This is a genomic window from Leptolyngbya sp. FACHB-711, from assembly GCF_014695615.1.
Taxonomy (GTDB): Bacteria; Cyanobacteriota; Cyanobacteriia; order Elainellales; family Elainellaceae; genus Leptolyngbya_A.
The window spans coordinates 1-6319 of record NZ_JACJOR010000098.1 but is presented as its reverse complement, the minus strand read 5'-3'; the positions used below and the strand labels follow the sequence as shown (position 1 = coordinate 6319).

Here is a 6319-nt window from a genome sequence, read left to right as displayed (position 1 = left end):
GCGTGGTTACGGTTAAAGGAACTGCTGCTTACAACGGCTCTGGGCTGGATTCCGCGTAAGCCAGGGATCGTGTTCCGGGGTTTTGCCTATCGGCAGTTGTTTAACCAATTGGGTCGGTCGGTGATGATTGACTACGGCGTGGAGTTGCGCCAGCCCAATCAGATCAAAATTGGCGAGGGTGTATATCTGACTCATCACGTTTGCCTTGATGCAAGCGGTAAAAATAATTCGATCGTGCTTGAAGCAGATTGCCATCTTGATAGCGGGGTTCGCTTGAGCACCATGTCAAACAATAGCCAGATTGTGCTGCATCAAAATGTCGGTCTCGATCGCGGCGTTGATATTCGTTCCCTGGAAAATGGATTGGTGGAAATTGGCAAAGGAACTTACATTGGTCCCTATGTGTGCATGGCAGGTCCAGGACACATCAAGATCGGCAAGCAATGTATGATCGCCTCCCACACAGGCATTTATGCCAACAATCACAACTTTGATGATTTGACTTGCCCAATCGTACTTCAGGGCGTGACCACCGAAGGCATTGTGATCGAAGACGACTGCTGGTTAGGGACAGGCGTAAAAGTGATGGATGGCGTGACGATCGGACGGGGCAGTGTGGTCGGGGCAGGGGCAGTGGTGACAAAGGATATTCCGCCTTATTCAGTGGCAGTGGGCGTTCCGGCAAAAGTGATTTCACGCCGGGATAAGGATTTGCAAACTCAGCTTAAAGCAAGCCGCAGTGAATTTGCCATGAATTAGTCTTTATGCTGGGGTCGAAGGGGCTTCCTCTTTCCTTTTCAGAGGAGCGATGTAAAATGAAGCAATCCTGGCAGGCAAGACTGCATGATCAAGACTGCATGATTGAGTGAAGCGGCTGCGATCGAGTGTTCTGAGTGTTCTCTCAAAGAGTACTCTAGCAATGAGCAGGGTTTCGCTGAATGGCAGAAGCTTCTGCACGATCGAAGCTGCCTGGTTCAATGTGCTTGATTTCAAGAGACTTGATTTCAGGATGCTTGATTTCAAGAGGCTTGATTCCATCTGCCCAATTAAATTTGCTGCCCTGGCGCATGCTGCCAAAATTCTACAAGCTTGTAGAACGACTCAAAGTTAAGGAAGGGATCAGCAAATTTGTTGAACTGCTCTACTGCTCTGCGGTGAAGCAGCCCTCGCCCCTTCGCCTTAAACCTTTGCTGGCATGGCAATTCTACACGGCAACTGGATTACTCACCGTTCCTTTCCCAGCGATGCAGCCCCCCAACCCGATGCAGCAGATCAATATTTCTTGCTTTGGGGAGAAACTTGGCGGCGCGTTGAGCCGATGCAAAGTCATTCCTCGGTTGGTGAAGGTCACTCAGGGGCGATCGACTCAGGCGTAACTGATTTTGGCCTCAACCCGTTTTGTATGACCGAGGCAGAGCTGCGCGACTGGCTGCGATCGCTGCACCAAGCCCGTACCCTGAATTGGACGATTGCCGAATTTGCGCTGGAAGTGCTGATCCCAACCGGAAGCCGTTCCCGTAAACGAGCTGCTACGGTTGTAGAACCTGTGTCCTCCCCCCGCTGGCAGTCGGTTTCGATCGCCCTACCCACCTACCTTTTTCCTTCAGAAGACCCTGAACACAATTCGCCTGCGGTACTGCCCCAGCATTCAGTAGCAGATGTCTTGCCCGAAGAATCTCAATCCTCAGAAAATTTGCCTGAACTTCAGCTTCAAACCTGGCAGGTGCAGGGTATTCGCTTAACGATTGATGAAGCCCTCGCTTTTTTGCAGTCCCTTCCACTCAGTTCCGTGAATGACGATCTCACGTCCTGGATGGGAGCCGATTTGCGCTTCTGGTCGCACATCCGCCGCTGGCATTTAGACCTGATGGCACGCGCCAAGTTTTTGCCTTTGCTTCAGCCGCAGGACGATGGGGCGATCATTCACTGGCAGGTGTTGATCGATAGCGCAGTTGATCAGGCGCGCCTGGAGCAGTTTGCCCGTCAGATGCCGCCCCTCTGTCGCACTTATTTCTGCCGGACTGATGAATTGGAATTGTCCTGTGAAGAGCTAGAAAATTCGGTTTCTCCGATCGATGCCCACACGCTGCTGCTGAACTTTCTCAATCAGGCGACTCATACGCGGTTGCGGTCGGTTGCTGCCGTCACGCCGCTGCCCACCACCACCCTGATTAAAGATCTGCCGCTGAAGGAATGGCTTCAGGCATCGGGCACACAGCCAATTTTGACCGCCGATCCGGTGAGGCTCGATCGCCTGCAAAACACGCTGAAACAGTGGCTTGCTCCGGTTCAGCCCTATCTCTCCCAGCAAATTGCCGCCTTTCGCACCTGTTTCTATCTGCATCCGCCGAGGGAAGGTCAGCAGGACTGGACGCTGGAATATTTCTTGCAGGCAACGAATGACCCAGAATTTCTCGTTAGTGCCCGCACCGTCTGGCAGAACCCGGTGGCGCGGCTGGAATATCTGGGACGGACGATTGACGCCCCCCAGGAAACGTTGCTGGCAGGCTTAGGCTTAGCATCGCGCCTGTATCCGTTGCTGGAACCGAGCCTTCAGCAGCAACAGCCCCAGTCCTGTCTCTTGAATCCGCTCCAGGTGTATGAATTTATCAAGTCCACTGCCTGGCGATTGCAGGATAGCGGTTTCGGTGTAGTGCTGCCGCCCAGTCTCTCCCAGCAGGAAGGATGGGCCAATCGACTCGGACTGCGAATTCAGGCAGAAACGCCCAAACTTAAACCCAGCCAGCGTCTCGGGCTGCAAAGCCTGCTGAACTTTAAGTGGGAACTGACGATCGGCGGACAGCGACTTTCCAAAGCCGAATTCGATCGCCTCGTCACCCTCAACACGCCCCTGGTGGAAATTAACGGCGAATGGGTCGAGCTGCGATCGCAGGATATCCGCGCCGCCCAAACCTTCTTTGAGAGCCGCAAAGACCAAATGGCTCTGTCGCTAGAAGACGCACTGCGGATCAGCACAGGGGATACCCAGGTGATCGAAAAACTGCCCGTCCTCGGCTTTGAAGCATCTGGTGCCCTGCAAGAGCTGGTGAATACGCTGACCAAAGGCAACCAGAGCGTCGAACCCATCCCGGTTCCCGAAGCCTTTCAGGGAGAGCTGCGTCCCTATCAGGTGCGGGGAGCCTCGTGGCTGGCATTTCTGGAGCGGTGGGGCTTGGGAGCTTGCCTTGCTGACGATATGGGTTTAGGAAAAACCCCCCAGTGTATTGCGTTTCTGCTGTACCTTCTAGAACAAGACGCGCTGACCGACCCGGTGCTAATTGTCTGTCCCACTTCGGTGCTGGGCAACTGGGAACGAGAGGTAAAGCGATTTGCGCCCGATTTGAAAACTCTTGTGCATCACGGTGACAAACGCTCGCAGGGCAAAGCTTTTGCCAAAGCCGTCAAAGGCAACCATCTCGTCATCACCAGCTATCCGCTCGTTTATCGCGACTTAAAAGATCTGCAAACCGTTTCCTGGCAAGGCATCGTGCTGGACGAAGCGCAAAACATCAAAAACGCGGACGCCAAACAATCGCAGGCAGTGCGGCAGCTCCAGGTGCAGTTTCGCGTTGCCCTCACCGGAACTCCCGTCGAAAACCGACTGGCAGAACTCTGGTCAATCATGGATTTCCTCAATCCGGGCTACCTCGGGCCCAAAAACTTCTTCCAGCGACGGTTTGCCATCCCGATCGAACGATACGGTGATACTGCTTCGCTTAAAACCCTGCGATCGCTCGTTCAGCCCTTTATGCTGCGCCGTTTGAAGACCGATCGCTCCATTATTCAGGACCTGCCCGAAAAGCAGGAAATGACCGTCTTTTGTGGGCTGACTTCCGAGCAAGCCGACCTGTATCAGCGATTTGTCGAGCAGTCGTTGACCGACATCGAATCCGCCGAGGGCATCCAGCGAAAAGGTAAAATCCTCGCGTTGATTACCCGCCTGAAGCAAATCTGTAACCATCCGGCTCTGCTCGGAGACGAGACTGCGATGTCTAAAGCGGCTCACCTCGATGCCCACTCCGGCAAAGTGCAGCGGCTCGAAGCCATGCTCGAAGAAGTGTTGGCAGAAGGCGATCGATCCCTGATCTTCACCCAATTCGCTGAATGGGGCAAACTCCTGCAAGCCTATCTGAAAGACCGCTTCAGCCGCGATGTGTTCTTCCTCTACGGCAGCACCGCCAAGAAACAGCGCGAAGAAATGATCGATCGCTTCCAGAACGATCCGCAGGCTCCGCGCATTTTTATTCTGTCCCTTAAAGCAGGCGGCGTTGGACTCAACCTTACCCGCGCCAATCATGTCTTTCACTTCGATCGCTGGTGGAATCCCGCAGTCGAAAACCAGGCAACCGATCGTGTCTTCCGCATCGGGCAAAAGCGCAACGTTCAGGTGCATAAATTTGTCTGTAACGGTACGCTGGAAGAGCGCATTCATGAGCTAATTGAAAGCAAAAAAGCCCTTTCGGAACAGGTTGTGGGAACTGGGGAAAACTGGCTGACAGAGCTAGATACCGATGCGCTGAGGAATTTGCTGTTGCTCGATCGATCTGCCGTCATTGAGGACGAGGATTCCTAACTGTTCTCCTTCAGGTAAAAGCAAAGTGAGCACTGCTGAATCCAAGGATGAATGGTGGAGTCCCAAACCGCCCCTCACCCCCATCCGATAGGGAACTGCCAGTCCCTTCAATAAGTCCCTCGCCCCCAACAGGAGACTAGCGGCAGCGAGATTGAGGGGGAGGGTTGTAAAAGTGGGATGCTGCCTATGCGGTAGCACATCGTTGTGCGGGTTCTCACTAAAAACCCCAGCTCGATCGCACGTTTTATTGCCTTTTTTATTGCCTTTTTACAGAGCCGCTTTCCCTCCGAAATAATCGGTGAATTGAGGCAATTGGGTCGTGTGCAGGGATTAGCACGATCGATGAATTCTAAGGATTACAAATGAGGAATAGCGATAGTGAAAAAAACAGGCTTGTAAATGCTTTCCTTCAGCACAAACAATGGCAAAAAAAGTTTGAGTTTGAAAATTTTGATGCGTTTATGGGCATGATTAGCTCTAGCAAAGAAATTGCCTGAATCCAGAAATTATTTGATTCCAATCGTTGCTTTCTGACAAGCAGCTAGGGAATTTCTATGTCTTTTTCAGGCGGCTCTGTGTTGCTCAGGCATTAGTTCAGGAAGTTGTTTCCTGGCAGCTTCAATTTATGGATGCGAAGGAAGGTTAAGACCTATGGCGCAAGATTCAGGCTACAAATTTTCAGAGGCAATTAAGGTTAAGCTCGATCAAGGAAAGCTTAATCTTAATGGAGCAATCAGCTCCTCTGGCGAATTTGATATCTATCAATTTAAGCTCAAGCAACGCAGCAAATTTGATTGTGCTCTCAACCTTGACGATGACGATGTTGAGCTAGCTTTATTCGATCGTCGAGGCAATCAAATTTCGGTTTCAGACAATGATGACGGCGACGATGACGACGACAATAACTCAAAGTTTCGTACCCGTTCCAGAGTTCAAAACAGCCCGCTGTCGATTAAAAAAACGCTGAGGGCAGGACTCTACTTTCTGGGGATTCGATCGCTTGAACAAGACACTGAAACCGAAGCAACAGAAATTGAGTATTCCTGTGATTCTTCTGCAATCGAGCTACCCGGACGCACCCGCAAAGAAGCACTAAAGATCAATTCCAAAAAGCTGAAGCTTAAGGGATCTTACCGCTATTCGGGGACGCTCAGCAGCGACAGCCCAGTTGGGTTTTATCAATTTAATCTGACCCAACAAAGCAGTTTTAGCAGCTTCGTGAAAAGCCTCGGCGATGATGTGGAAATTGAGCTGTATGACAGCAATCAGCAGCAAATCACAATTTCTAACAACAGCCTTCAACTTCTGGATACGGGCAAATATTTTGTCAAGCTGAGCCTGAAGGTAAAAAGCGAAAGCGTTGATTATAAGCTGAAGCTGAAGTTTGATGCAGTGCCGATCGACTTTAGCGGCAACAATGTCAGTGCGGCTCGTGTTGTTTCCGCCAGTCCCAGTGTCAGTGTCTTCAAAGATTATGTTGGTGTGCTAGATTCAGACGACTATTACAAAGTGAATATCGCATCGCCGAGCAGCCTCAATCTAGTGCTAGATGGTTTAGCAGCTGATGCCAATTTGGAAGTGCTGGATCAGAGCGGGACGGTGGTTGGCAGTTCAAATGTCCCAGGAACCGCAAAAGATCTGGTCAACCTGAGCCTAAAGGGTGGCACTTATTATGTGCGTGTCACTGCGGGCGCAAACGCTTCAACCAGCTACAATCTCAGCTTTACCTCTGCTCCACTAAAGCTA

The 6319-nt window shown here is 51.5% G+C and carries 3 protein-coding genes; all 3 read left to right on the top strand.

The genetic code is table 11. From position 1 onward, the window contains the following. On the top strand, positions 1 to 759 hold a 759-nt coding region (locus H6F80_RS03010), incomplete at its 5' end, for an acyltransferase (protein WP_347277818.1). 436 nt (positions 760 to 1195) lie between these two features. Next, complete coding sequence (locus H6F80_RS03005; RefSeq protein ID WP_190790130.1) at positions 1196 to 4573, top strand: sll1366 family intein-prone helicase; 3378 nt, start codon at positions 1196 to 1198, stop codon at positions 4571 to 4573. A gap of 651 nt (positions 4574 to 5224) precedes the next feature. Next, on the top strand, positions 5225 to 6319 hold a 1095-nt coding region (locus H6F80_RS03000), incomplete at its 3' end, for a PPC domain-containing protein (RefSeq protein WP_190790129.1).